The sequence below is a fragment of the Pirellulales bacterium genome (genome assembly GCA_019636335.1).
Lineage (GTDB): Bacteria > Planctomycetota > Planctomycetia > Pirellulales > JAEUIK01 > JAHBXR01.
In genome coordinates this window covers 319,260-345,818 of the sequence record JAHBXR010000003.1, presented here as the reverse complement: position 1 = coordinate 345,818, position 26,559 = coordinate 319,260, and the positions used below count along the sequence as shown (strand labels likewise).

At 64.5% G+C, this 26,559-nt stretch carries 17 protein-coding genes; 8 read left to right on the top strand and 9 right to left on the bottom strand.

Features of this window, described 5'->3' with window-relative positions; translation table 11 throughout:
• Positions 1-2: 2 nt before the first annotated feature.
• From KF708_05390 to KF708_05380, 3 genes are all read left to right on the top strand, one after another.
• On the top strand, positions 3-1,748 hold the full coding sequence (locus KF708_05390) for a HEAT repeat domain-containing protein (protein MBX3412133.1): 1,746 nt from the start codon (positions 3-5) through the stop codon (positions 1,746-1,748).
• Between the two features lie 224 nt (positions 1,749-1,972).
• Positions 1,973-3,343: an O-antigen ligase family protein gene (locus tag KF708_05385; GenBank protein ID MBX3412132.1), complete on the top strand. Its 1,371-nt coding sequence runs from the start codon at positions 1,973-1,975 to the stop codon at positions 3,341-3,343.
• Positions 3,344-3,499: 156 nt separating this feature from the next.
• Entirely contained in the window at positions 3,500-5,020 is a 1,521-nt protein-coding gene (locus KF708_05380) for a glycosyltransferase (GenBank protein MBX3412131.1), read from the top strand.
• A gap of 1 nt (position 5,021) precedes the next feature.
• On the opposite strand, the gene KF708_05375 is transcribed toward KF708_05380, so the two are convergent.
• From KF708_05375 to KF708_05340, 8 genes are all read right to left on the bottom strand, one after another.
• The gene (locus tag KF708_05375) at positions 5,022-5,405 is read right to left on the bottom strand and encodes a hypothetical protein (GenBank protein MBX3412130.1); all 384 of its coding nucleotides are present in this window, start codon (positions 5,403-5,405) and stop codon (positions 5,022-5,024) included.
• Between the two features lie 268 nt (positions 5,406-5,673).
• Positions 5,674-7,134 (bottom strand): PhoPQ-activated pathogenicity-related family protein, encoded by a 1,461-nt coding sequence (locus tag KF708_05370; GenBank protein ID MBX3412129.1) that lies wholly within the window; start codon positions 7,132-7,134, stop codon positions 5,674-5,676.
• A 77-nt stretch (positions 7,135-7,211) separates the two neighbouring features.
• Positions 7,212-10,271 carry a c-type cytochrome gene (locus KF708_05365; GenBank protein ID MBX3412128.1) on the bottom strand — a complete coding sequence of 1,020 codons (3,060 nt, stop codon included), beginning with the start codon at positions 10,269-10,271 and terminating at the stop codon, positions 7,212-7,214.
• A 342-nt stretch (positions 10,272-10,613) separates the two neighbouring features.
• Positions 10,614-13,085, bottom strand: a complete 2,472-nt coding sequence (locus KF708_05360) for a penicillin acylase family protein (protein ID MBX3412127.1) — start codon at positions 13,083-13,085, stop codon at positions 10,614-10,616.
• 195 nt (positions 13,086-13,280) lie between these two features.
• On the bottom strand, positions 13,281-14,813 hold the full coding sequence (locus tag KF708_05355; GenBank protein MBX3412126.1) for a hypothetical protein: 1,533 nt from the start codon (positions 14,811-14,813) through the stop codon (positions 13,281-13,283).
• Between the two features lie 142 nt (positions 14,814-14,955).
• Complete coding sequence (locus KF708_05350; GenBank protein MBX3412125.1) at positions 14,956-16,371, bottom strand: sulfatase; 1,416 nt, start codon at positions 16,369-16,371, stop codon at positions 14,956-14,958.
• Positions 16,372-16,587: 216 nt separating this feature from the next.
• Entirely contained in the window at positions 16,588-19,104 is a 2,517-nt protein-coding gene (locus tag KF708_05345; protein ID MBX3412124.1) for a cellulase family glycosylhydrolase, read from the bottom strand.
• A gap of 465 nt (positions 19,105-19,569) precedes the next feature.
• Positions 19,570-21,105: an asparagine--tRNA ligase gene (locus tag KF708_05340; protein MBX3412123.1), complete on the bottom strand. Its 1,536-nt coding sequence runs from the start codon at positions 21,103-21,105 to the stop codon at positions 19,570-19,572.
• Between the two features lie 152 nt (positions 21,106-21,257).
• Here KF708_05340 and KF708_05335 point away from each other — a divergent pair, with 152 nt between their 5' ends.
• The 5 genes from KF708_05335 to KF708_05315 all read left to right on the top strand — a co-directional run bounded on the left by KF708_05335 (position 21,258) and on the right by KF708_05315 (position 25,437).
• Positions 21,258-22,439 carry an aminotransferase class V-fold PLP-dependent enzyme gene (locus KF708_05335; GenBank protein MBX3412122.1) on the top strand — a complete coding sequence of 394 codons (1,182 nt, stop codon included), beginning with the start codon at positions 21,258-21,260 and terminating at the stop codon, positions 22,437-22,439.
• Between the two features lie 41 nt (positions 22,440-22,480).
• Positions 22,481-22,897 (top strand): YkgJ family cysteine cluster protein, encoded by a 417-nt coding sequence (locus KF708_05330; protein ID MBX3412121.1) that lies wholly within the window; start codon positions 22,481-22,483, stop codon positions 22,895-22,897.
• 531 nt (positions 22,898-23,428) lie between these two features.
• On the top strand, positions 23,429-23,788 hold the full coding sequence (locus KF708_05325; protein ID MBX3412120.1) for an integration host factor subunit beta: 360 nt from the start codon (positions 23,429-23,431) through the stop codon (positions 23,786-23,788).
• 339 nt (positions 23,789-24,127) lie between these two features.
• Positions 24,128-24,346, top strand: coding sequence for a hypothetical protein (locus KF708_05320; protein MBX3412119.1), 219 nt, complete (start codon positions 24,128-24,130; stop codon positions 24,344-24,346).
• Positions 24,274-25,437 (top strand): dihydroorotate dehydrogenase, encoded by a 1,164-nt coding sequence (locus KF708_05315; protein ID MBX3412118.1) that lies wholly within the window; start codon positions 24,274-24,276, stop codon positions 25,435-25,437. Before KF708_05320 ends, KF708_05315 begins: the two co-directional genes overlap by 73 nt.
• Positions 25,438-25,448: 11 nt before the next feature.
• On the opposite strand, the gene KF708_05310 is transcribed toward KF708_05315, so the two are convergent.
• Complete coding sequence (locus KF708_05310; GenBank protein ID MBX3412117.1) at positions 25,449-26,537, bottom strand: zinc-binding dehydrogenase; 1,089 nt, start codon at positions 26,535-26,537, stop codon at positions 25,449-25,451.
• Positions 26,538-26,559 lie beyond the last annotated feature (22 nt).

Genomic DNA, 26,559 nt, shown 5'->3' with positions numbered 1-26,559 from the left:
CCATGCGCGCAGGTGCGATCTGGTTGGTATTGGTCGGGTGTTTGGCGGTCACGGCGTCGGCCGCCGACTCGACGGATGTGCTGATCAAGAAGCTTTCGACCGGCACGCCGGCCGAGCAACACGACGCCGCCAAGGCGCTCGCCAATGCGGGACCCAGGGCGAAGGGGGCGGTTCCCGCCCTGATCAAGGCGCTCGGCAGCGAGGATGCGGAGCTGCGTTGGCGCGCGGCACGTGCCTTGGGCGCGATCGGTCCGGCAGCCAAAGAGGCTGCGATTCCGCTGGCCGCCCTGCTGACAAAAGATCAAGATCCCATGGTGCGCGCGCATGCGGCTAACGCGTTGGAGCACATCGGCGAGAAGAATCCCACGATCGAATCCGCGCTCGTCCACGCCGTGGCCGATCCTGACGCCACCGTGCGGCGCGAGGCGATCGAGGCCATGCGTCTTCTGAAGCCCGATCCCAAGGTGCTGGTCCCCTTGATGGTCGAGCTGCTCGAAGATTCCGATCCGACGATCGTCACGCAGGCGCTGGCGTCGATCACCGAGCAGGTCGATCCGGATGGCCCCTTCCTGATCGAGGCGTTCAAGAACCCCAAGGCACGCTACTGGGCATGCGTCATCGTGACCGACCTGGGACCGGCCGCGAAGAGTGTCGTCCCCCAGTTGATCGAGACGTTGTCGGCCCCGGAACCGGAAGTCCGCATGCAAGCGTTGGCCGCGCTGGGCTCGATCGGTCCCGACGCCCGTACGGCCGTGCCAGCGATCATCCAGGCGCTCGACGCCAGCGAACCCGCGGTGCGTACCAGCGCCGCCTTCGCCCTGGGTCGCATTGGCGCGGAATCGGCCTTGCCCGCCTTGAAAAAGCACACGACGAGCACGGACCAGTTCTTGAACCTGGTCGCGGCCTGGGCCACCACGCAGATCGCTCCCCAAGACAAAGCAGTGAATGAGCACGCGGCCAAGCTGGCCATCGCGGCCCTCTCGTCCGACGACCCACGCGTGAAGGCTGGCGGCGCGAAGCTGCTGGGCGAATTGGCCAATCCGCCGGCGGCAGCGATTGCTCCGCTGGCCGCCGCGTTGGCAGATGCCGACAAGACGGTCGTGGCGAATGCCATCGGCACGCTGGCCCAATTCGGCGCCGCCGCCGTGCCGGTTTTGACCGAAGCCTTGAACGATGCGCAGCGTCGCGGCCCCGCGGTCGCCACGCTGGCGGCGATCGGTCCGGAGGCCAAGGACGCCGTCGTGGCCCTGGTGCAGATCCCCACGACCGACGATCCCCAGATGCGTCGCGAGGTGGCCCTCGCCATTGGCGCGATCGGCCCTGGAGCTACCGGCGCCGTCGAGGCGCTGATCGGCCTGTTGGGAGATGAGCAGATGGCGGTTCGTTACGGGGCCTGTCACGCCCTGGGACGAATCGGCTCGCCTGCCAAGGCGGCAGTCCCTGCCCTAACCGGGCTGCTCAAGAGCGACGACGCCATGCTGCCGGTCGCGGCGGCCTGGGCCCTGGTTCATATCGAGCCGGGCAATGCGGAACTAGCCAAGCAATTGGTGCCCGTCCTGTCTGGCTCGCTCGAAGACCTGCCCGAGCTGGCCCGGGCGGCCGTGGCCACCACCCTGGGCGAATTGGGCGTCCACGCGCGTCCCGCCGTGCCGGCGCTCAAGCAGTTGCTGGACGACGAAAACCCCGCCGTGCGCGGGGCCGCCGCCGAGGCGCTCAAGCAGATCGAGGCTGCTTCGGCCGGTAACTAGCCCGTCGCCACGTTGCCTGCCGCCGATGGGGATGCCACGTGTTTCTGCTACCCTAGGCCAACGTGTCGCACGGCCTTGTTGGCAGCCCGCGAGCCCCCGTGTACCTTGGGTAACGGGGGATCCACGACGTACGTTTCTGATTCGCCCTCCCGCTCGTGGGAGCTCCCCGGTGGAGCCTCCCTTCTCGGCCGACGGCCAGCGTTCAGGCGCAGGTTGACAGCGACATGATTGAAGACGATTCCGGACGTGACGCCTTTGGGCGATTCACGACGATCATCGAGACGACCGATCCCTTGTTGCTGATGCTCGGCATCGGCATCGTCGTGCTCCTGGTCGTGCTGGGCTTCATGCGCAAGTACGAGGCCCTCTTCGCGGCCTTGCTCGTCTCGGCCGCGATGTCCGGCGTGCAGAGCGAAACGCTCGACTCAGCTCTCACGGTGGTTCGCTGGATCGTGATCGGGATCCTGGCGGCCAACGTCGTTTTTGTGCGCCAACATCCGGGCATCCCCATCGTGATGCTGATCGGCTTCGTCGTGATGGGGCTCGTCTGGAGCATCTTCTCCGAGTCGCTGAGTTGGGCGATTCAATCGGGGGTGCTGTTTCTGGCCACGACGCTCGTGGCGGTCACGTCGGCGAATCTCATGGCCGATCGCGTGGGCATGCGCCGCTTCTTCTGGCTCTATCTGATTCCCACGCTGGTTTGGACCGGTACGGCGCTCGTCTTCCTGCCCGATTTTCTGGCCGGTCGCATGCAGTTCGGCTTCGGGCGATTCCAGGGCTTCGCGGGGTCGTCCGCCGGGTTTTCGACCACGGGCTCGCTCTTGCTCCCCTGCCTGCTTTGGCAGGCGATGCAATCGGGGCGCGTCTACTGGCGTCTCTTGAGCATCGGGATGTTCGTCTTCGTCATGGCATTGCTCCTCCTCAGCACGCAGCGCACGGCGATCTATGGCGGCGTGATTGCCTGCATTCCACTGCTGTTCAGCGCGAATATCCGCGCGCTGGCGGTCGTGCTGGTCGTGGCGCTGGGCACCTGGCTGCTCATGACGCAGTTGTGGGGCGCCATGAACAAGAAACAAAGCGAATTCATCGCCGATCGCATGACCGATACGACGACCACCGGTCGCTACGACTTGTGGATGTACTCGATCAACGAATTGATGCGCGATCCCATGATCGGACGCGGCTTCGGCTCGGATCGCTGGCTGGCCCAGGGGGCGCACCTGTCGCACAAGCAACGTCCGCACAACTGGTATATCGTCACGTGGCACAACACGGGCTTCGGTGGTCTGCTGTGGTTGCTGGCGACGATCGGCGTGGCCGTGCTAGGCGCCTTCCGGCTGACGATTTCGCGCGCCGACGTCGAGATAAAATCGATGGCCCGCCTCATCATGGGGCAGATCCTGGGGATCTGCGCGACCGGAATGACCGAGTCGCTCGGTTCGCCCAGCAATATCCAGACGCTGACCTTTGCCTTCTTCCTGGTCGCGGCCGGACGGCTGGCGATTATCGATCGCCAGGAACAGGCCGACGCCGAGTTCGCCGACGAATACGAATACGACGGCGCCTACGGACCTTCGCTCGCCCATCCGATGTAGGCCAGCGTCTCGCTGCCTGGGCACGCGGCATCACGTGCCCACCGATGGTCTAAAGAACGCGTACGTACCACGATCGCCGATCGAACACGGAACGGTTTTGAGCGGCCTGACAGACCGGACCACTCCCCCCGCGGCGTATACTGGGGAGAGTCCACCATGCGGCTTTCCGCAGACAAGCGGCACCCTATGCTCCGGCCCAGCCACACTCCCCAAAACCAGGCCAGCCAGACGCAGGCCGCTTCGTCGGCACAGCAACTCGTCTGCGTGCTGATGCCGGTCTACAACGAACGCTATCGCGTCCGCGACGCGGTGGCGCAGGTGCTAGCCGCCGATTGGCCGGCGATGTTCGTCCGGCACCTGGTAATCGTGGACGACGGCTCGACCGACGGCACCCGCGACATTCTGCACGAACTGGTGGCCACCTATCCCGGCCAGATCACGCTCATCGAGCACGACGTCAACCAGGGAAAAGGGGCGGCCATCCGGACCGCCATTCGCGCCGCCGAGGGGGACTTCGCGGTCATCCAGGATGCCGACCTCGAATACGATCCCCACGATTGCGTCGACATGCTCGAGTTGCTCGCCTCGGGCAAGGCCGACGTCGTCTACGGTTCGCGCTTCGCCAGCTCGCCACGCCGCCGCGTGCTGTACTACTGGCACTCGCTTGGCAATCGCGTGTTGACCACCCTTTGCAACATGCTGGCCGATTTGAACCTGACCGACATGGAGACCTGCTACAAAGCCTTCCGGCTCGAGTTGCTGAAGAGCATTCCGATCCGCTGCGCGCGGTTCGGCATCGAGCCCGAATTGACGATGAAGGTTGCCAAGCGAGACGTGACGATCTACGAAGTGCCCGTCTCGTACTACGGCCGCACCTACGCCGAGGGTAAGAAGATCACCGCCTGGGACGGCGTGAAAGCGATCGCCACGCTATTGCGGTTCTGGATCATCGACGACCTCTACACCGACGAGTACGGCCAGGCCGAGTTGCACCGCCTGACGACCACGCATCGCTACTATCGCTGGATGGCCGACGCGCTGCGCCCCCACGTCGGCCAGCATGTGCTCGAAATCGGCGCCAGCCTGGGCAGCCTCATGCTACGGCTGCTGCCCCGCGAGCAGTACGTGGCGGCCGAGGCCGAATCGCTGCCGCTGCGCTATCTCGGCAATCGCTTTGCGCGGCATCCTCACGTCGAGGTCCGCTCGCTCGATCCCCGCGTGCGCGACGATTTCGCCGCCTGCGCCGGGCAGTTCGATACCGTGATTGCCGTACATCATCTCGAACACATGGACGACGATCGCCAGGCGCTCGACAACCTGCGTTTGACTCTGGCCGACGGCGGACGCGCCTTGCTCGTCGTCCCGCGCGGCAGGTGGTTGTTCGGTTCGCTCGATGAAGTCCTGGGACACCGGCGGCGCTACGAGCGCGAGGAGTTGCTCGCATTGGCGACGGCGACGGGCTTTGCCGTCGAGAAGATCGTCGACTTCAACCGTGCCGGCGTGCCCGGTTGGGCGCTCAACGCGCGGCTGCTCAAACGGCAGCGGTTCAGTCGCGTGCAGTTGAAGCTCTACGACTCGCTCGTCTGGCTCGTGCGACGCATCGATCGGCTCCTGCCCTGGAAGGGGCTGTCGTGGATCGTCGTGTTGCGCAGGCAGGACGCCACCGACGCGGCCTGATTCAGGCGCACAAGTCGACGCACTGCCCGAGCATGGTGGCCTCCTCGCAGGCGATGCTATCGAGAATCGGCAGCACCGTGCCGAGAATGCCCCCCGAGATCAGGCGATCGACCAGCAGCGACGCGCCCAGGGGGCGTTCGAAGGGGGCCATCCCATCGTCGCCGCGCGCTCCGATAAACGTCAGCCAGCGCGGCGGTACCTGCGCGTTACAGGCCTTGGTGATCCACGATGGCTCGTAGGGCAACGAGCACCAGGGACGCAGTGACGGGCGGCACTCGAGTTTGTAGCCGATGGCCAATCGCGCGGCCGGTGTGCGAGCAATCTTGGCCAACACCAAAGGTAAGAGCGGCGCCGTATTTGTCGGCGTAAGCGGCCTGATCGGCATAGTTGCAACTCTTGGTGCGGGAGGTCGGAATCGACCCATGGATGAGCACCAAGACTGGAGAGCAATTTTCGAGCCGGCGACGGATCAAACGACGCGGCCCGGCGGCAGAAACACGCCGGGCCGCGCTACGATCGTGATTAAGAAGTGGCGCGTCGAAGGCTTACGTCGCGCGGAGCGAAATCGGCCCCGGGGTGAGCGTGTCGCTCTTTCGCCACGCGGGGGTCAACGTGCGTTGCACCGCGTCAACATGTTGACGACGAGTGCTGCACTATTCTTGGCCAACTGCGCGCTTTTTGTCCTTCTCGTCAAGTTCGCCCGCGTGCGGCAGCACATTGGGCAACACGCGCACCGGGGTGGTGAGCTTGAGCGGGAAGGGGGCACCCACGTCGAAGCTGAACTCGGCAAAGAAGGCTACGAAGCCTTTCTTGGGCAGCTCGACCCGAGCGATGTATTCGCCATCGGCCGAGGGGGGCAGCGATTCGCTCTTGTAGTTTTTGCCCACGGCCTCGACGCGAAAATCTCGCCCGTTCGGGTTGCGCGATTGCCAGAGCAGCACTTCCTGCGGAGCCGTGTCGCTCTTGGCCACGATCGAGCCGTCGTCGGCAAACTTCCACGTCAATTGGGGACGTTTCGCGCCGGTCAAGACCGTGTAATAAAACGCGGCCACACTCTCGCGCGCGTCGGTATCGCGCAACGAGTGATCGCCGTTCGCCACGTAGCGCAGATACTTTTCGCCAGGCAACTCATCGAAGTAGAACTGCGAGGAGTCGGGCAGGAAAAACTGATCGCCCGCCGCGTTCACGATGTACTTGGGCATCTCGAGACGGCTGCGATACGCATAGGGATCTTCAATCTCGAGCAGCTCGAGGTACGCCGGGTGATTGCGGCGGTCCATGATCTTGTGCTGCACGTAATTGCCGACGGCGGGGGCCCAGAAACCGTAGGCCGCGTAGTGATGTTCCATCGAAGGGCGCACGTTGAGCACGTCGATCACGATCGGAATAATAGCCGTCACGCGCGAATCGACCGCGCCGGTGAGCCAGGTCGTCCAACCGCGCTTCGATCCGCCCGACACGACGAACTGGTCGATCTGGAGATTGCCCCCTTCTTCGCTGGCCATCAACTCTTGCACGGCGTCCATCGCGCGAACGGCGCTCTTCACCATCGGCAGGCGGGCCGGCCAGGTCTCGTCCTGCGTGCGGATGTACTTGTCCCAGGTGTAGGCGATCAAGTCGTCCTCGACGCGCCCCTTGCCGTCGCCCTGAAACTCGAGGGGCTGGTTGGGCACCTGCTTGAGCTCCGCGGCCACCGAGTGCGTCGCCCGCGCGATATTCGCCGAGACCTCGCTCGCGCCGCTCGGCGCTTCGTCCTTGTTGCTGCCCCCCGTGATGAAGAGAAATGCCTTGTTCGATTTCACTTCGTCCGGCTTGTTGACGATGAGCCAGTGCTTCCAGACCGTGCGATTGACGTCGGCCTCGGTGCGCCACGTCTGCGACGTCAAATCGATCACGAACGTGGTCATGCCGTCTTCGTGCTTCTTGCTCGCGATCTTCCAGGCGAAGCTGTCGTCGCCATTGGCCAGATACCGATCGAGCGCCGTTTCGTGCCTGGCGGCAGGTTCGGCGGCATCGGCCACCTGGCAGGCCACGCCCGACAAGCAACTCGCCAACACGAGCAGACCGTAGAAATTCCAGAGGCCGGATCGCCAACGACGAACACAGCAAGACATGACTGCGACTCCTATCAGGCGGGATGATGCAACGCGGCGTCGATCCGACGACCGGCCACGCTGAGGTGGGCATAAGCTTAGGGGGCGGACGCCGGCGCCGTTTCCTTGACAGGCGCCTTCGATTCGATCGGTTTGACCGCGGCATCCTCGACGACGACCCGAACTTCCGCGGGGAGCAATTCGAGCCTGGGGCGTGTCACGAACGCCAGCAGGTCGGCCACGTCGGCGGGGCTCAAGAGGGCCTCGAATCCCGCCGGCATCAGCGCGTGTTCCGTGGCATGGACGGCAGCGATCTCGCTACGGGGAATCGTCAACTCCGTGCCATCCGCGCGTCGCAACGACATCGCCTGCGACGTTTCGAGCCCGATCGCGCCGTACAGCAATTGTCCCGACTTGGTGACGATGATTGAACCTCGTTGAGAGGGCAAGGCAGCGCGATTCGGATCGAGCAGGCGTGCCAGAAACACCTCCCGCGGCAGCGCCGCCGCCACGGCCAGATCGGAGCCCGTCGTCGAACCATGCCCCGAGATACGGTGGCACGACAGGCAATTCTGAGCAAACAGACTTGCCCCCCGTTCATCGCTCACGGTGGCCTGAATCAAAGGACGGCGGCCGCCACTGTTCGCCGGGGCATCGAGCGTGCCTACTTCCTTCGCGTAACTGGCGATCAAGGCTGCCCGATCGACGTCGGTTGTCGCCGTGAGCAATTTGGCCACGCGCGATTGCTCGCTCGCGTCCGGCAAGTGTTGCAACGCGGCAACGGCGAGCGGTTCGAGATCGGCAAGCGGGATGCGTTGGGCTTCCAGCGCCGCGATCAGCACGGGGCGGGTTGCCGGTGTCCGCAGCAGTGCGGCCACGGCCTCGCGACGAGCCGCGGGTGACAATTCGGCCCAGGCCGAGAAGAGCGTTTCGATCTGCGAACGGTCGCCAGACGTCGCGAGGGCCCACACCGCGGCGGCTTGCACGGCCGGCGGCTGGGCGCCGGAGGCCAGCTTGACGAGTACCGGGCCCGCGGCCGCGGGATCGTCCTCGGCCATCAATCGAATGGCGTCGACTCGCTGACGAGTATCGGCCGAACGGGCCTCGGCCAATTCACGCGCCGCCGCAAAGAGCTTATCGACATGCGCGGCGTTGGCCCCCATGGTCGGCAATTCGCGGCGCAGAGTGTGCAACGGGTGCCCCGTTCGCGCCAATCCCTCGGCCAGCCCCGTGAACAAGGCCCGCTGCCCACGCAGCGTGGGTCCACCAGCCGCGGGAGCGGCACGCTTGAGCACGCGCGTCAGCTCGGCGGGCTGATTGCGGTAACCGATCATCTCGGCAAATTCCGCCAGGACCAGCATCTGTCCGACCGTGGGGGCATTCATCCATTGCGGATTCTTGTCGAGCAGCTTTTCGAGGAACGTGACGGGATCGCGTCCCAAGGCTCCCAGCAAAGTGCGACGAACCCATCGATCGTCGGCGTTCTCCAACGCGATCGTCGCGAGCACGTTCGTCACATCCTCACCGGTCACGTCCCCCAGCGTGGCGGCAAGCTCGAGTCGCACGCGGGGATCGGCGTCGGCGATTACGCCTAGCACGGCCGCGCGAATCTCGTTCGACTTGGCGATCCGAGGTTCGGCCAAACGCAACGCGCTGCTACGCAGGCCGGGATAGACGTCGCTCAGGGCGATAATCAAGGTACGGTCGTCCACCGCGTTCAGACCTTCGAGTACCCATAGGGCATGCAACCGCGCTTTGGCATTTCGCTGGTCGTTGAAAATGGCCCGCAACGCCGGCACGGCATCCTGGGCATTTCGCTCGAGGAGCAAACGCTGGGCGGTTTCTCGCCACCAGCCGTTTTCGTGGCCGAGCATTTGCACCAGTTCGCTATTCGAGGCGCTGGTGAGTTGCGGACGTTTCATCGTGCCGAGCCTGGCCCTTCCGGCTCGCTCGACGGGTCGAATGCGCCACAGGCGTCCTTTGTCGGTGCCGTGGGCCAAGGCCACGCTGGCGCGGGCTTTGGCTCGATCGATTTCCGGGTATTCGTACGCGGCGCGGTAGAAGTCCAGCACGTAGAGCGCCCCGTCCGGCCCCGTTTCGATGCAGACGGGTCGAAACCAGGGATCGGTCGAGCTCAAGAACTCGCCCCGCTCATCGGTGCGATGCGCCACGAAGGTGGCATGCTCGGGATCGAGGCGGCGACGATGCACGACATTCGCCACGGGATCGGCCAGGAAAAGATTGTTGATGTAACGTGTCGGCAGGCCGTTGCCCCGGAAGAAGTGAATGCCGCGACCGGCGCGGATGGGCGTCGTGGCCGGACTCGTACGTGGTGAAAGGTGCTTCGATTCGTCCGGGTTCAAAATGCCGACTACCGACACCTGCGGCGCGAGTTGTGGATTGCGCGTGAAATAGCGTTCTTCGAGCACGACGTGCTGCAGCGGCTCGATGGCCGACGAGGGAAACCGCGCGCCGTAGGTATCCATCGCCAGTCCGGCCGAGCTCGCGCCGGTCAAGGGATCGACTTTGCTCCCGTCGGGCAGAAAACGGAAGTCGCGGCCATCGACTGAGACCCCCTTGCTCTTCGGATCCTGCGGACGATGCAGTTCCCCCTTGCCGCCGTGCGACGCGTAGACCCAGTTGTCGATGCCCCACTGCAAGCTGCCGGGGCGCAACAGCGGATGGCCACCTTCGAGGCCCGTCAGCACCACCTCGCGCTTTTCGGAGATGCCGTCGCGGTCGGCATCGATCAAGTACGTAATATCGCGCGCCGTCATCACCAACAGGCCATCGCGATACGGGAGCACGCTGGTCGGGAGATCGAGCCCGTCGGCAAAGACGGTGAACTTGTCGTAGGTGCCGTTCCAGTCGACATCCTCGAACGTCACGACGCGTCCCGTGGGGTTGCCCGTCGGGTAGTCGGTGATCTCGGCCACGTAGAGACGTCCGTTCGCATCCCACGCCATGTCGACCGGACTGGTGAGATAGGGCTCCGACGTCACCAGCTCAACCTGCAGGTTGCTGTCGGCGAGTCGGAAGGACGCCTTCTCCTTGTTCGGCACTTGGGGGCCAGGCGTTTGGGCCAGGGCCGTACCGGACAGAGCCAGCAGCAGGCAAAGTGGCACACCCAGCCAGGGGGCTTGCGACAAACGCGGCATGAATCTGTTCCTCGATACCGAACCGATCGAATCCTGAGCCGCGCGAACGGCGGACGCAAAGAAGGGGCGATGCCGAGCGGCTTCGGAACGCGAGCACGCACCGAATCGAACGAACCATGATGGCCGTTCGCGGCGGCGGTGTCGCAGGGGGCCCCGTTCACGCGCCCCCCTGCACCGCCATCGTCCCTGGCCGAATCGGGCCGGCCGCCGACGAGTTCCACAATGGGCGATTCCCCTGGGCTTGTCAACTATCCCTGGTGTGAACGGAAAGCGTTACACAAGCGAAAGATGCACGCATTGCCGCGACCCGGTGGGGTCTCGCGTGGCATGAGGGTTTGCCGCCTACGGCTTCTCGGGTTGCAGGACCAGCGTGTGCTTCGTTTCGCCCGGCAGAAACGGAGTCGGCTCTCCCTTGACCCAGGCGGCGTGGCCATCGCCGTAATGGGGCGACAGCGGGTGCCCGCTTTGCCCACCTGGCATGTGGAAAATTCCCTCGGCCTCGCGTCCTGGCGAGACGGCCAGGCGTTGCGACGCCCCGCCACTGGGACGCTGAATGCGGGGCAGATTCTCCGAATCCCCCGCCAGTTGATCGGCGGGCATCGCCAGATTCAGCCAACGGCTGAGCTTCGGAGCGGCCTGTTCGAGCAACGGGTGCTCGATGTCGGCCGTGTTCTGCCGGCCCCACGTCTGCTGGCTGAGGGGCACTTCGCTCAGGTCGAACTCGGCCAGGACTCCGTCGGCCGACGCCAGTAGCAGCTCATCCCAGCTCGCGTACTTGGGGTCCAACAGATGCTCGGGCCGCGACGAGACCAGACTCCACACCGGCCCCTCCGACATGTCGATACTAGCCAGATTGAAACGCTCGTCCTTGAGCTTGCAGGGGCGCACGAGCCCGGCAAGCGCTTCGTCCGTCACGCGATGACGAAACGAGCGCACCAGGCGGAAGCCCACCGAGTCGGGCGAGGCCTGGCCCCCCCAGTTCTCGACGAGTGTCCGCATCTCGGCCCGCTGCGGATGGTCGGCGACCGCTGCGGGGGTCAGCGTATCGAGCAAGAGCTTCTGCCAACGTTCGAGAAAGACGGCTCGATCGTCGAGTTGCACGGCCAGCATGTCCTTTTCCGAGGCCTTGTCGAGCGCGAGCAGATCATCGCGAATCTGCTTGGCGCGGGCACCAAGGTCGTAGAAGCCGTGGCCGAGCTTGGCGAGGTTTTCGCCACTCACGACGCGGGCATTCGCCGTCCAGATACGACCATCGGACGGCGCCTCGATGCGTGGGTACTCCGCGGGCTCGAGGTATCCATCCCAGCGGTGCTTGCCGTCGGCCCAACTCGTGGGAAAACGTCCATCGAAGCCCACGCGGCGCGGCAAGCGTCCCAAAATGCTCCAGGCGATGCGGCCTTCATCATCGGCGACGACAAAGTTCTGCGCGGGCGCCCCGCAGCGGGCCGCCTGGGTCAAGGCGTCGTCGATGTTGTCGATCGTTTCCATGCCGACCAGCCCCATGTTGACCCCTTCGACATCGTGGGCCACCCAGCGCAAGGCCCGGCTGCGTCCCGTGTGATCCTTGTCGATCACGGGTCCCCAGATGGTCGAGTAGACGATCACGGCCTCTTCGTCGCCGCCGAGGACCTTGATGATCTCGACGTCGCGATCCATTTGCCGCGGACCGTCCGGCGTGATGTAGACGCGTTGATCGGCCGGATCGATTTCGAGCTCGATCAGGTCGGCCCAGTCCCCCTGACTGTTCGTGAATCCCCAGGCGATGTGCCCATTGCTCCCCACGATGATCGCCGGGGCGCCGGGCAAGGTAACTCCGGTAATCGTATGTTCTTGGCCCTCTTCGGCAGCAGGCCAAAGGAAGCGTGCCCGATACCAGATGTTGGGCAGGCGGATGCCGAGGTGCATGTCGTTCGCCACGAGCGCTCCGCCGTGGATCGTGTGATCGCCATCCACCGCCCAGCTATTGCTGCCCGGGCGGAACCCCATCAGGGCATCGGTTTCGCGGGCGTTGGGCATCCACGCCCAAGCTCGCTCGGGAGCCGTTGAACGGCGCGGAGTTACCGAGCTCGTGGCCGGGGCGGCCGGCGCCGCGCGCAGGTCGAGCACCGAGGAGTTCGGAATCGGCGGCACCGTGAAGGGCCATCCTTCTACCGGAGCGTCCCATTCGGCCGTCCCCTGTGGAGCAAGAAACTCGACCATCTCTGGGGGCAGCGTGTCGCGCAGCAGTCCCAAGGTCGACTCATCGAGGTAGTCTCCCCCCTGCAGATCGAGATACATCGAAAAGAGACAAAGCACGGAGTCTTCCGGTCGCCACGGCACGGGCGTCACCCCGAGCAGCAAGTACTCGAACGGCGGCGCGCCCAGATCCCCGAGCGCCGCGTTCACGCCCGCGGTGTAGGCATCGAGAATGGCACGTTCTTCCGAGCTCGCCGCGGCGATGACCCTCTCGGCGCGGTGGCGAAATCGATGCACGCGCACCTTGCGATCTTGCGAGAGCACGGGGCGGCCGATGATCTCGGCCAATTCGCCGGCGGCATTGCGGCGCAACAGGTCCATCTGAAAGAAACGATCCTGACCGTGGACATAGCCCGTGCCAAAGGCCAGATCGCGGCGATCCTGCGCGCGGATCGTGGGAATGCCAAGTGCATCGCGCTCGATGGTGATCGGTTGACGAATGCCTTCGACCTGGATCTCGCCGTCGAGTTGCGGCAAGCTGCTGGCAAACTTCTGATAGCCCCAATAAGCCGTCCCCCCCGCGGCCACGGCCACGAGCAGCACGACGACAAGCAGCACGATGACGATGCGTTTCAACATCGAACGGACGACCCCCACCGAAAAACAAGAAGATGCGCGTCTGGCCGTCGCCGTGACAGCCTCTCGCGACAGGCCCCAGAAGCATGACGACGCCGAGAGAACTTCCAGTGTAGCTTCTGCGCGCGCCGGTTCACCAGCAGGCGTGCTGAGATAAATCCTGCCCCCGGCGGCACCCCGGGGCGGATTTCCCGCGGACTACGGTTGCTCCGACGCCGGGTCTTCGCTCGCGGGCAGCTTCTCGCCCGATTCGTCGACCCATTCGACGTCGTTGATCACGAAATTGACGATCGAGCCTCCCGCCGCGCCCGCCGACCCGACGACGGCCACGAACGAAGCATCCCCCTTGTCGAAGGCGATCGTCGCGTTCGTCGCATCGCTGGTCGACAGCGCCTTATTCTCCTGCCAACCGAGACTGCTCAACTTCGTGCGCAGAAACGCGACGATCTCGTCGGCCGGCTGTTTGCAGGAATAGGCGAACGCCCCCAGCGAGATATCCTCGGTGATGGCCTTCGCCCCGTCCGGGACGGGAAGCTCCGCTTTCGACAGTGTCACCGTCGGCCTGGCCGCGTCACCCAAGTCCTCGGGCATGTCCAGTTCCGAGTCGGCGATCGCTTCCGTCTCGGCCAGCACCGAAGCTGGAATCTCGTTTACCTGCACCAGCGAAGACTCTCCCGCCGGGTGCTTGATCTCGATCGCCATGATCGAGGCCCGATCGGGACTCTCGTACACGAGCGCCACGCGCGACTCCCCTTCGATGGTCGCGTCGTTCTTCTTTTGCCAACCGCGTTCCTCGAGTGCCTGGCGGTAAAAGTCGGCGATCTCGCTCAGCGGCAGGGCACTGAGGCAGACCAAGGAGCCGCGGTAATCATCGTACTGCACGCCCGTCGCGTCGGCTGGCGTCGGCAACTCGTGATTCAACAACTGCGTGCTGTACTGCAAGGTCGTCTGGTTGTTCTGCGCGGGCGACACGCTGACGAAGGCGTTGAGATTGATGGCGTTCTTCTTGAAGGTCAGCGTCTGCTGATCGGGGTTGAGGGCGTGCAACGCTTCTTTCGGCCCATATTCCTGCCAACCCGCCGCGGCCAATACCTCGCGCGCCGTGGCTATCACGTCCGATACGCTGGCCGGCGAAACGTAGATCGACGAAGCGACGCCGCCGTACAACAACTTCGAGTCGGGCAGCGGGGGCAAGGTCCGGCTATCGACATTGCCGAGACTCATCAACCGCACGCTCGAGGCATTCTTGTCATCGAACTGCTGCGTGATCGATACCTCGACCCGAAAGTCCCCTCGCACGAACGAAGCCTGCGCAAACTCCTCGCTAACCTGCGGTTGGCCGGGTTGCGTCTGGCCTTCAAACCCCAGGCCTTCCAAGCGTGTTCGCACGTCGTCGAGCGCCAGCGCCGGGGTCTTCTTGATGTTGTACGATGCGATCGTCAGCGTGAGATCGACATCGCTCAGATGGTCGCTGATGGGAAGCTTGCGCAGATCGACTGCCGCGATAGCCTCGGCCAAAGTCGCGGGGATCGTTTCCTTGAGCGGCGGATCGCTCGCCAAGCCCGGCGCCGTGCCCGTCGTGATCGACGTTTCGACCGTGGGGGCCGACTCGTCAGTGGCGGCCGGCAACCGGGGTCCAGGCGTTCCCTTGTCGCCACAGCCTGCCACGACGGCGAGGATCAGCGAACCAAGCATCCAGCGAGCGAAATCCGACCAACAGCGCCGTGTCATGTCCGTCTTTCCTGGGGACTTTGGCTGCCTCTTCCGGGTCCCTACGTGGGCATTTCGGCAGGGCAATGTCCCAAATCTACGACGCTAGCCCACAGGGAGCTAGCCCCGGTACCGATTTCGCGCAGCCTGGCTCTCGACTCGGTCAAGGCGCCGCCGAAGCGGGTGCGCCGGCCAGATTGCTCGCCAGCAGGGCACTCAACCTGGCGATCGTCTCGGCATGCTGCGCGTCGGCCGCGAGATTGCGGTATTCGTGCGGGTCGGCCTCGTGGTCGTACAGTTCCCGCGTACCGTCGTACCATTCGGTATAGCGCCAGCGAGGCGTGCGTACCGAACGGCCCAGCTTGTCCGGATCGAGCGGTTCGGTCGCCGGGCGCGTGCCGACACGGCTCACCAGGGTAAAGGCGGCCTGCTTGGTCCACTCGTCAGGCGAGTGATGCACGAGTGGCGAAAGACTCGTCCCCGGCCGTCCCTGCGGCGCGGGGAGCCCACACAAATCGGCGAGCGTCGGGTAGAGGTCGACCAGCTCGACGATGCCATCGGTCGAGACGCCAGCGGCACTGTTTGGCGCCGCGATCAACAGCGGCACCCGTGCCGCTTCCTCGAAGAGGGTCATCTTGTGCTTCAGCCCGCCATGCTCCCCCAGGTGGTATCCGTGGTCGCTGACAAAGACCACCACGGTATGGCGCCACAGATCGAGCCGATCGAGCGCGGCCCACAGCAGTCCCAACTGCGCATCCATGAAGCTGATCGACGCGTAATAGGCGGCCGTGGTCTCGCGTCGAACGTCGTCGGCCAGCGGTGGGGCGTTCTTCTCGCGCGTCAGTGCCAGGGGCGGGATGTGCTGCAGATGCTCGGCAGGCTCCACCACGAGTGGGATCGTGGCCGGCGGATAGAGGTCGAAGTATTGGCGCGGCGCAATGTAGGGAGTGTGCGGGCGGCGGAAGCCCACCGCCAGAAAGACGGGAGAATCTCCTTGCACCGCCGCCTCGAGCAGTTCGACCGCGCGGCGCGCCACGTGTCCATCCCAGGTTTCGGCATCGGGCGCGTCGAGCACGATCCCCCCTTCCCCCTGTCGTCGTACGATCTGCGTCTCGGGCGGGTTCTTCGCCTCGCGCGTTTCGCGCTCGTCGATGTCCCAGGAGGCCAGATCCTCGAATTCATCTCCCGTGTGAAAGATCTTGCCCACCTTCAGCACGCGGTAACCATGCTGCCGAAAATACTGCGGCAGGAACACGACATTGCCCAAGTGGGTGCGCGGCGGAGTCTTGTTGTCGACCACGCCCGTCACGTCGGGGCGATACCCACTCAGCAGCGAGGTGCGCGAAGGATTGCACACGGGATAGTTGCAGTACGCGCGATCGAAACGCACGCCGCGCTCGGCCAGGCGATCGATATTCGGCGAGCGCACCAGTGGATGGCCATAGCAGCCAAGCGAATTGTTCAAATCGTCGGCCATAATGAAGAGCACGTGCGGCCGCGTCGGTTCATCCGCGAACGTCCTACCGCCGGCAGGGCAACACATCAGGCCGGCAATCGCCGTCACGGCCAGAGTGACCACGCGCCATACGTCACAAGGAAAAGGAACGCGCATGCGCGAAAATACGTGCAGCGTAAGAACCATGACACGAGCCTTCCACGGAATCGGATGGGCAAAACCACGCACGCCCCAACGCGGGACAGGTGACTTCCGTCACGAACGTGATTATGCCCCACCCTTCCGTCGCGAACAAATGCGACGATCGCTTCGGCAGCCTGTCGAATAACGCACACGCGATTATGAAGTCGTCAGAACCAGATTGGTGGGATGGCGTCCAGCGCCGGCGGCCTGGAAGCCGAAGGTGATCTCGGCGCCCGGCGCGATCCGCGCATTCCAGGGGGCCATCTCGATGACGTACCGCGTCCCCACGCGGCTGACGATGACGGCGTTCCAGATGTTCGTGATGTCGGCAGCCAGATCGAACTCGACCCGCCAGCGGTTGGTCGTGGTCGTGGTAACGTTCTTCACCTTGACGTCCATGACGAATCCCGCCCCCCAATCATCGCGATTCGTGAACGTGACGGCGTTCGACGTGGGTGGTGGATCGTTGTCGATGATCGTGCCCGTGCCGGCTCCGGCGGCGATCGTCGCGCCCGCGGGATTGCTCAGGACAACGCGGAACGTTTCGGTCGCCTCGGCGAGCGTGTCGCCGCGTACCGCGATGTCGATCGATTTGGCGGTCTCGCCGGGGGCGAATGTCAGGGTACCGCTGGCGGCATTGTAGTCGGAGCCAGCGATGGCCGTCCCGTCGGCGGTCGCATAGCGCACCGTTACGGGACTCCCCGTTGCCTGCGACAGCGTGACCATGAAGGTCATGGTCTTCGTGCCGCTGTCTCCTTCGGTGATCGAGACGTTGCCGATCGAGACACTCGGCGTCGGCGGCACGACGCTATCGTCGTCGACAATCGTGGCAATCGCGCTCGTGCGTGCCAGGGTGGCGCCGCTCGCATTGCTCAGCACTAGCGAGAACGTCTCGGTCGGTTCGGCCACGAGATCGCGCACGATCGGCACGGCGATGGTTCGCAATGTCTGGCCGGGAGCAAAGGTGATCGTTCCCGTTATCGGTGTAAAGTCATTTCCCGCCGTCGCCGTGCCGGCAGCGGTCGCGAATTGCACGGTGACAGGTTGGCTACTCGCCTGCGACAGCCCTACGGTGAAGACGGCCGTCGTCGTGCTGTTGCCCGTGCCGAAGGGGAATTCGATCGGCTGTAGCTTGGCCACTTTGTTTTGATGGACGCTGTTCCAGTCGTCGGTCAGGATGCCGCCGGTGTCGCCGCTGTTCGGGTTCCAGGACCAGTAAGTCCAACTGATGCCTTGTTGCCCGGGCGCCAGATCGTGCGTGCCGTTGCCGTCGAGGTCCCCGCCGAGATAGGCCGTCATCTTGTCGAACCACTGCTGATCGCTGGCGGTGGCGAGCTTGCTACCGAACTCGCCCAACAGCACCGGCGCGATTCCCTGGCGGAACAGGTAGCCCCAGTTGCGATCCCAAACCTCGGGCAGGTTGTGAGGATAGTTGGGATCGCTGAACCAGGATTGCTGGTAGACCGACGCCGGGTAGTCGTGCGGCGAATAGACGAGCCGGTCGGGCAAGTTGAGGCGCACGGGACTGCTCCCCGCGTTCGACAGATTTCCTCCCCACCAGTAATTGCCCGACGAGGCCTGCTCGACCCCCTCCACCACGATCAGCCAGTTAGGATTCACCGCCAGGATCGCGTTGCCGGCCCGTTCGGCCGCCAATCGCCAGTCGTTCGCGCCGCCGGTGCCCCACGTGGCCGGACCGTGCGGTTCGTTGTGCAGATCGGCGCCGATCACCGTGGGGTTGCCGGCGTAGCGCGCGGCGAGCATCGTCCAGTCGTTGATCCAGCGACTCTCGGGATAGGCCGACGTATACCACAGGCCCGACTCGTTCGCGCTGTTGCCGGCGGCCGAGCGGTGATGGTCGAGCAAAATACGCATTCCGATCTGCCCGGCATAGCCCACGATCTTGTCCATGATCTGCAGGCCATTCAGGCCCACGAGATCCGGATTCTTCGCGAAGTCGATACCGTTGGGCGTACTCCCCGCGTCGAACAACTGATTCGAATAAGGCAGGCGGATCGTGTTGAAGCCGAGTTGCTTCATCTGATCCATCATCGATTGATAACCGCGCGTCCAAAGACCATGCGGCGCGAAATTGCTTGTCTCGAATCCAAACCAGTTCACCCCCGCGATGCGCACGCTTTGATTGTTGGCGTCGAGAATCTGATTGCCCGCGGTATGGAAGAACCCCGTGACGGCCGACGTGGATGGATTTCCCTCGGTCACGCTGACGTCGCCGATCGTGATGCTGGGCAACGTGGGTGGGGTGCTGCCCACGCCGTTGAGCATAATGTTGCGGGGAGCATCGCTTCCCGCGCCGGCGATGAAGCCGAAGGTAATCGTCTTACCGACGGCCAGGGTGTTGTTGTAGCTGGCGCTGGCGATCACATAGTGATTGCCGACGTGGCTGACGATCTTCGCGTCCCACAGGTTGGAAATCGTGCGGCTGTAATCGAACTCGACCTGCCAGTTGTTGATCGTGGCGGCCTGGTCGTTGGTGATGGCGATCTGCCCCTGCAGTCCGCTCCCCCAATCGTTGACGGTCGAATAGGTCGCCGAAAGGGCGAGCCGGTCTTCGAGCGATTCGATGCCGCGGGCCACTTCGCCCACACGGTTTCGCCACGTCGAGGAATTCGAATGGGCGCCGTCGTGCCGCTTGCGAAACAGCCAACTCATCGTGTCAGGCTCCGGGGTTTATTTTTCAGGTGCGCACAAGAGGCGCGCGAAGGTCTCACGCCTGGCGTCGCACGCGCAGCGAAAGACGGCGGGGGGTTCCCCGTTCGGGACGCAATCGATCGATTGCTTCGTGTGATGCGCGACGAAAGGACTTTGCCATTCTGCCCGCGATGGCTCGCGGGTGCGGTGCTTGATGCAGGACCTCACCGAGCGGCCCCGCGGTGGCGAACCTGAACAGGATCGCCTAGCGACAATACGACGATGGCACGGCCAGGGTTTGCCATACCTGAAGAAACGCTGCCCCCCAGGCCGGTTACTCCGGCCAGACTGGCTGTGACGACAGCACACCACGAAAGCGACTTCTCTACTGGCAATGCAAATCGCTAGCGCGCGTGCCACCTTGATGCCGTGCCGCTCGGGGCAGCCTGCTTTTCACGCATTTTGCACCCTTGTGGTAAGCGATCACTACGAATCGCTCGATTCTTCATGTCCGCGCGGCTCGGGATACATCTTGCCCATCAGGCGGGCGAAGGGAATCGCCTCGCGAATGTGCTCCAGCCCGCAGAGCCACGCCAGCGTGCGCTCGACCCCCAGGCCAAAGCCGCCGTGCGGCACCGTGCCATACCGCCGCAGGTCGAGATACCACTCGTACTCATCGGTGGTCATCCCCTGCTCCTTGATGCGCTCGACGAGCGTATCGTAATCGTCTTCGCGCTGGCTGCCGCCGATAATCTCGCCGTAGCCCTCGGGCGCGAGCAGATCGAAGTTGTTCACCCGCGTGCGGTCCTGGTCGTTCACCTTCATGTAGAACGCCTTGCAGCCGCGCGGATAGTGCGTCACGAAGACGGGCCGATCGTGCAGTCGCGCGATGATCGTCTCGTCGCTGCCGCCGAGATCCTCGTGCGGATCGAAGTTCGCCGCCAGGTGCATGTGCTGCGGAATGTTCTCGATCTCGGCGGCCAAATCGTGCGACTCCTGCCGCAGCTCGTGTAGCTCGGCGACGAGCGCATCGTGCAGATGCTTCTTCATGGCCGGCCCCTTGAGCTGCGTTTCCTTCTCCGCCAGCGAATGCTCGACCGCGGCGAGCCGGGCCTGCTTCGCGGCGAGATCCTGCTCGAGAAACTCGCGCACCTTCGGGCCGCGCAGCAGTTCGGCTACCTCGGCGTGCGTCAGGCGGTAGAACGGCTTCGCGATCTTCTCCAGCGACGTCACGTCGCGCCCCAAAAATTCGAGATCGGCCCGATGATCGCGCAGCACGCGCTCGACGATGGAACAAATAAAATCCTCGGCCACCTGCATCACGTCTTCGAGCTCGGCGTAAGCGATCTCCGGCTCGACCATCCAAAATTCAGTCAAGTGGCGGCGCGTCTTGCTCTTCTCGGCGCGGAACGTCGGACCGAAGCAGTAAACGCGACCGAACGCCATCGCCGCGGCCTCGACATAAAGCTGCCCCGTCTGCGCGAGATAGACCGGCTCGCCGAAGTAGTCGACCGTAAAGAGCGTCTGCGTCCCTTCACCCGCGGCGGGCGAAAAGATCGGCGTGTCGATCAGCGTGAAGCCGTGGCGATTGAAGAAGCTGCGAATCTCGTCGACGAGCGTGGCCCGAATCTTCAAGATCGACCATTGCCGGCGTGAGCGCAGGTGCAGGTGCCGGTGCCGCATCAGGAACTCGATGCCGTGCGGCTTCGGCGTGATCGGATAATTCTCGCTGCGATGCACCACCTCGAGACCGGTGACTGCCAGCTCGAAGCCACCCGCCTGGCGTTCGTTGGCCGTCACCGTGCCCGTCACGCGGATCGACGATTCCTGCGTGAGCTTCGACGCCTGCTCGTACAGCGTTTCCGTTTCGGGCGTCTTGGCCACCACACATTGGCACAGACCGCTGCCGTCGCGCACGATGACGAAGGCCACCTTGCCCGAGCTGCGGGTGTTGTAGACCCATCCGGAGAGCGTCACCGTCTCTCCCAGATGACGATGTAGATCGGCAATCGTCCCCCGCACGTGAACCTCGCTCCGTCGCTAGTGTAAGAAAATCGGGCCTCGCTGCACCGGGCGTATCGTAGGACAACCACTCGGTTTCTGCAAAGCGGCGTTTGCTCCGGCGCCTGGTGTGGGCGGTTGGTCGAGCGAAAAGTTCTACGTAGAATCTTGGTATGTCCAGCCAGCCGCGTATTTATTTCGACCAGGCCGCGACGAGTTGGCCCAAGCCGCCGGCGGTGTACGACGCGGTTGAGTCCTACCTGCGCGAGAACGGCGCGCCGCTGGGACGCGGCTCGTACGGCGAGGCCCTGGCCGTGGCCAAAACGGTCAGCGATCTCCGCCGTCGTCTCGCGCGGCTGCTGGGTGCGGGCGACGCGAACCAGATCGTCTTCGGCTTCAACGGCACCGATGTGCTGAACATCGCCATCCACGGTCTCGTCCGCCCCGGCGACCATGTGGTGACGACCACGGTCGAGCACAACTCGGTCCTGCGACCCTTGCGACATTTCGCCGAAACCGCCGATGTCGAACTGACGCACGTCGAGTGCGACGCCGAAGGTGTCGTATCAGCCGACGCAATCGATGCCGCCATCCGGCCAGAAACTCAACTCGTCGTCCTCTCGCACGCGTCGAACGTCACCGGCGCTTTGCAACCGGTCGAAGCAGTAGCCAAACTCGTACGTGCGCGGAAAGGTCCCCGCTTACTCATCGATGCCGCGCAAACGGCTGGACACGTGCCGATCGAAATCGACCGCTGGGGCATCGACCTTCTGGCCACGTCGGGGCACAAAGGACTCCTCGGTCCCCTTGGCACCGGCGTGCTCTACATCCGCCCGGGGCTCGAAGCAGAGATCGCTTCCTTCCGCCAGGGCGGTACCGGCACGCAAAGCGATGACGACCGACAGCCCCCGACGATGCCCGACAAATACGAGCCGGGCAACCATAACGTGCCGGGGCTGGCGGGGCTGGCTGCCGCGGTCGCCTATCTCGAACAACGCGGTATCGACTCCATCCGCCAGCAGGCAGAGGAGTTGACAGCGCAACTCCTCGACGGACTCCGCGTGATCGCTGGGGTCACGATCCACGGCCCGCGCGAGCCCGCGCACCGCGTGGGCGTTGTGAGCCTCTCGATCGAGGGATATGATCCGCAGGAGTTGGCCACCACGCTCGAGACCGCCTTCGGCATTCAAACGCGCGCGGGCATCCACTGTGCCCCGCGGATGCACGCGGCGCTCGGCACGCTCGAGCGAGGTGGCACGTTACGTCTGAGCCTGGGAGTCTTTACCACGGCCGAAGAAATCACGGCGGCGCTCGATGCCATCCGTGCCATCGCCGCCGCCGGTGTCCCCCGCTAGCCGACCCGCAAGCCCCCTGGAACGAAAGAACGGATGCCCTCATGAGCGACGAGCCCTGGTACAAGGACGGCCTGCGTTTCAAATGCACCCAGTGCGGCGACTGCTGCACCGGCGCCCCGGGCTACGTCTGGGTCAATGCCGCCGAGATCGCGGCCTTTGCCAAACGCTTCGACATGCCGGTCGAAGAGTTCGAGAAGCGCTACGTCCGCCGCGTCGGCATCCGCAAGTCGCTCGTCGAGTTCGCCAACGGCGATTGCGTCTTCTTCGACACCGAGAAACGCTGCTGTACGGTCTATGAAGACCGCCCGCGCCAGTGCCGCACGTGGCCCTTCTGGCAGTCGAACGTCCGCACGCCCGAAACCTGGGCCCAGACGTGCGAAGCCTGTCCTGGCAGCGGTCAGGGGAATCTCGTCCCCCTGGAGAGGATCCTGGACCAATTGAAGGTCCAGCGGATCTAAAGCACGACGTCTGGGACACGTCCCCCGCTTCTGCTCTGTTCTCGCTTGCTAGCTCGGCCACGCTGTCAGCATGCGCCCCGGGAGAGCGACTTTGACGTTTTTGCGGGCTGGCTGAAGTTTGACGATCACACTGCCGATAAGGGATGTGACGGCTCACCGTACTCCGAGCGGCGACTGGATCGAGGGCCTTGAACGGCCTGAACGAACCATGCTCGGAACCGGGTGGTCCATTGAGACAAAATGAACATTAGTCGTTTTGCTGTAGACACTTGCGACGAACATCGCGGTCTTGCAAAGCGATCACGACCGATAAGCTCTTTGAAAACCTGAACTTAGTGCCATCGTAGCCAGCGTCCGGCAGACGCGGGTGCAGCGGTTTTTCCGCTTGTTTGCACCGCGCATCGGCCGGCCGCCAAAGTTGAATGTGCTTGACTCTACTTCTTGTGGCACCTACACTTGGAGCGTTACCTGGTGAGTCGGTCGCGGCCATTTTCCGGCCCTCGCGACGCCTTCTGACAGGAGATCCGAGTCGTGACCAAGAAAGAGATCGTCAAGACTATCTCGGACGAGATTGGGCTGACGCAGCTCAAGACGAAAGAGATCGTTCAGAAGACGTTCGACGCGATCGTCGAGACGCTCGTCGATGAACGACGTATCGAGTTGCGAAACTTCGGGGTGTTCGAGGTGAAAAAGCGTGCGGCTCGCAAGGCTCGCAATCCTCGCACCGGAACGAAGGTCTTCGTGCCCGAGAAGTATGTCGTGACGTTCAAGCCAGGTAAGGAGATGGAAGAACGCGTCCGTGAGCTGGAGCGCCGTGAAGGTGCGGCCGCTGCCGCTCAACACGCCGCCTTGCACGGGCCCGACTCCGTCTCGCCAACACTCGGCAACTAACCGAGTTAGGGGCTTCGAGCGGTTCCTTCCGCTCGTCCATTCTCGCGCTGGTCACATCGGCACTAAGTTTCGGTTCTCAAGACCTTTAGAACCACGACGGCTCCCGCGTTCGCTCTCCCAGCGCCACGCGTCGAGTCGATCCAAAACCGAACAATCGCCGAATTGCCGGCTCCGAGTCGCGCCACCCAGCGGCCCCGCGAGCCACACGTCCGACCGAATCTTTTCGACCAGTTACCTATCGTATCGCGCATGGCAGGGACGCCAGAAGCGGTCTCTCCCTGCGCACCACGCTGGCGTTCGCCAGACGTTGGAAGCGTTTTCGACCGTGGGAGTTATGCGATGCAGAGGCTGCTCTTGGTGCTCGTTCTTTGTCTCCCGTTGGGGAGCGCGGTCGGATGCATCATTCCGGCCTATTCGGGCGATCCGGTGCGTCGCGCCCAGCAGTTGATCTTCACGTCGGAAAACCTGCGCTTCATTCTCGACGAATGGGAACGCATCTGGTTCCTCGATCAGCCGAACCACATGAGCCCCTACCGTACACACGGCGGCATCATCTAAGTCGATCGCATCGATCGAATTGGATCGATGGGTCTGGCAATCCACGCAGGGGACGCGAGCGCTCGTTGCTCGCGCCGCCTGCCACCGATACATTGCGGGCGTCATCGCGCGCAGGCGATCGTGCCGCGCGACGCGCTCCACTCGCCCGCGGATGTTCCTGCGACGTGACTGATTCTCCCTTGCCACTGGACGTTACGCTCGGTCGACTGCATCTGCCGAACCCGGTCCTGGTGGCGTCGGGCACCTTCGGCTACGCCCGCGAAATGGCCGGGCTCGTCGAGCTCGCACGACTGGGGGGGATCATTCCCAAGACGATCACCCGCCTGGCGCGTCCCGGCAATCGTCCCTGGCGCACCGTCGAGACGGCGGCGGGCATGCTCAACTCGATCGGTCTCGACAACGACGGCCTCGAGGCCTTCATCGATCACCATCTCCCCTACCTGGGCTCGCTCGGCGCGCCGGCCATCGTGAGCATCGCCGGCCGCACGATCGACGAGTTCGTCGAGATGGCCGCGCGGCTCGACGGCCTACCCGGCGTGGCCGCCCTCGAGCTCAACATCTCCTGCCCCAACGTCAGCGGCGGCGTCGATTTCGGCACCGATCCCGCCAGTTGCGAACGGGTGGTCGGGGGCGTGCGGCGCGCCTGCGGCGTGCCGATCCTCGCCAAGCTCACCCCCAACGTGACCGACATCGCGGCCGTGGCGCGCGGCGCCGAAGCGGGCGGGGCCGATGCCATCTCGGCCATCAATACCTGCCTGGGCCTGGGCATCGATTGGCGCCGCCGCCGCCCTCTGCTGGGAAATGTGCTGGGGGGACTCAGCGGACCCGCCATCAAGCCGATTGCCCTGCGCTGCGTCTATCAGATCGCCAAGGCGGTGAAGACGCCGATCGTGGGCATCGGCGGCATCGCCTCGATCGACGACGCGATGGAATTCCTCGTCGCCGGCGCGTCGGCCGTGCAGATCGGTACGGCGAACTTCTATCGCCCCACGGCGGCCATCGAGATCCTCGACGCCCTGCCCGCCGCCCTGGCCTCGCTGGGCGCCACACGAGTAGCGGACGTCGTCGGCACGCTCGAGCTGCCCCAGTAGCGGCGCGGCGTTCAAGTCGCCGTCATGCGCACGCCGATGCGCAGCGCCGCGGCTTCTTCGGCCGCATGAAACGCTCGATCGGCTTCGGCCAGCGGCAGCCAATCGGAGACGAGCGACGCGAAGGGAAACTGCCGATTTGCGTCGAGAAATCGCACCGCGGCCAGCAGATCCTGCGGCGCGTAGTTGTGTACGCCGCGCAGCGTGAGTTGGCGGCGCACGAGCGACTCGACGGAAATCGGCACCGGCGGCGCCGTATAAACGGCGCCCACCAAGACGTACGTGCCGCCGAGGCGGAGTTGCGCCAACCCGTCAACGAACGCGGCCGGGGCGCCGGTGATCTCGAGCGCCACGTCGACGCCGTAGCCCTCGGTCGCCTGACGAACCGTTTCGCTCAGTTCGTCGGGCGTGGCCGTATGCGTTGCGCCGAACTCGCGGGCCCGGTCGAGCCGCGCGCGATTCATGTCGCAGCAGATAACTTGGGACGCGCGCATCGCGCTGGCCTGGGCGCAAGCAGTCAGCCCCAGCAGCCCCGCCCCCTGCACGAGCACGCTCCGTGCGCGCACTTCGCCCGCGATACGCAACGCCGCCGAGACCGTCGCCGTGGCGCAACTGGCCGGGCAGACGACGGCGTCGGGCAGATCGCCTGGCAAGCGCACGATGGCCGTCCCCTGGGCCAACACGCAGTAGTCGGCCAGCCCGCCGGTGAGCTCGCGCCCCGCGCGGAGCGCCTCGTGGCCATACTTCATCATGGCCGCGCACTTCTGCGGCAAGTCGCGGCGGCAATAGAAACACTCGCCGCAACTAGCCACGACCGACCACGTGACGCGGTCTCCCACCGAGAGCGTCTCACCCGCTTGATCGACGCGCGGACTATCGGGCCCGAGCGCCGCGATGTGGCCGATGATCTCGTGCCCCAGGATCGAAGGCGCGGGGGACTTCCGCCGACCGGTATACGTGTGCAGGTCGCTGGCACAGAGCGTACACGCGGCGACGCGCACCAGGATCTCGCCCGTGCCCAGCGTGGGTAGCTCGAACCGGCGCACCTCGAGCGGGCGCCCCGCATCGACGAAGACGGCGCCGGTGGCCTGGGAGATACTCATTCGCACACATTCCCTTTCTAAG